This window comes from Acinetobacter sp. ANC_7553 (assembly GCF_056779895.1).
In genome coordinates this window covers 1-1,247 of sequence record NZ_JBWYIV010000040.1, presented here as the reverse complement: position 1 = coordinate 1,247, position 1,247 = coordinate 1, and the positions used below count along the sequence as shown (strand labels likewise).

Here is a 1,247-nt window from a genome sequence, read left to right as displayed (position 1 = left end):
TGTAGTGGTTTAATAAAGTTGGACACTAAATTAGGTGATAATGTATTCACCAAAGAGGTGCTCAATGAAAACAAGACGAACATTCACTCCAGAATTCAAATTAGAGGCAGCTAGCCTTGTGCTTGATCAAGGCTATTCAATTTCTCAAGCCTGTCGTGCTTTAGATGTTGGACAAACAGCATTAAAACGTTGGGTCGATCAACTTCAACTGGAACGTACAGGTCAAGCTCCAACAGCCACTGCTTTAACTCCCGAGCAAAGAGAAATACAGCAACTTAAAGCTCGTATTCATCAACTCGAACAGGAGAAGATTATTCTAAAAAAGGCTACAGCTCTCTTAATGTCAGACGAATTCAAACATATGTGTTGATCGATCAATTAAGAAAGCTAAGCTCTGTTAAATTACTATGTCACGTCTTTGGTGTACTTCGTTCAAGTTACTACCATTACTGTTCAAAAAGTAAAAGTTCGAATCCAGATCGCATCAAGCTTAAAGTGATGATCAAGAGTCTTTTTAGACAGAGTCGTTGCTCTCTCGGCAGTCGTGGAATTCGATCAATGCTACTGAATCAAGGTATTAGTGTTGGGCGCTATTTGGTACGTAAGTTGATGCGTGAATTGGGGCTTGTTTCCAAACAGCGTAAGAGGCACAAGTATCAAAGCAATGTTGATGATATTCCTGTTGCCCCAAATACATTAAATAGGCAATTTAAACCTGCTCAACCTAACCATGCTTGGAGCAGCGATATTACATATATTTGGACAGGTAAAACATGGGCTTACCTTGCTATCGTTCTTGATTTATATGCACGTCGAATCATTGGTTGGTCTATATCAGCAAAAGCAGATCAGCATTTAGTGATTAAGGCTTTAGATGAAGCATGGCATCGTAGAGGAAAGCCTGTTGGTGTCATCTTTCATTCTCTTGCGAAGCAATGCTTCTCAGGTAGCCAATATAAAAGTCATCTCGTTCGACAGAGGTTAGAGCATTATGACATGCGACAAAGTATGAGCCGAAAAGGTAACTGTTGGGATAATGCTCCAACAGAACGAATCTTCAGGAGCCTTAAGACTGAATGGATTCCTAAACTCGGATATCACTCAATTGAAGAAGCAAAGCTAGATATCGGTCTGTATCTGATGAAATATTACAATCAGATACGACCACATCAATTTAATGATGGCATCAGCCCTTGTGAGGCTGAACAAAAACTTAAAACTATGTCCAATATTTGTTGACCTCTACA

The 1,247-nt window shown here is 39.5% G+C and carries 1 protein-coding gene; it reads left to right on the top strand.

Annotated elements, in window-relative coordinates:
• Positions 1 to 64 precede the first annotated feature (64 nt).
• Positions 65 to 1,239, top strand: a protein-coding gene (locus AC1M9I_RS14565) for an IS3 family transposase (protein ID WP_481611209.1) whose coding sequence is annotated in 2 segments (ribosomal slippage) — positions 65 to 317 and positions 317 to 1,239 — 1,176 coding nt in all. Because the reading frame shifts where the segments join, the coding sequence is not laid out codon by codon here.
• Positions 1,240 to 1,247 lie beyond the last annotated feature (8 nt).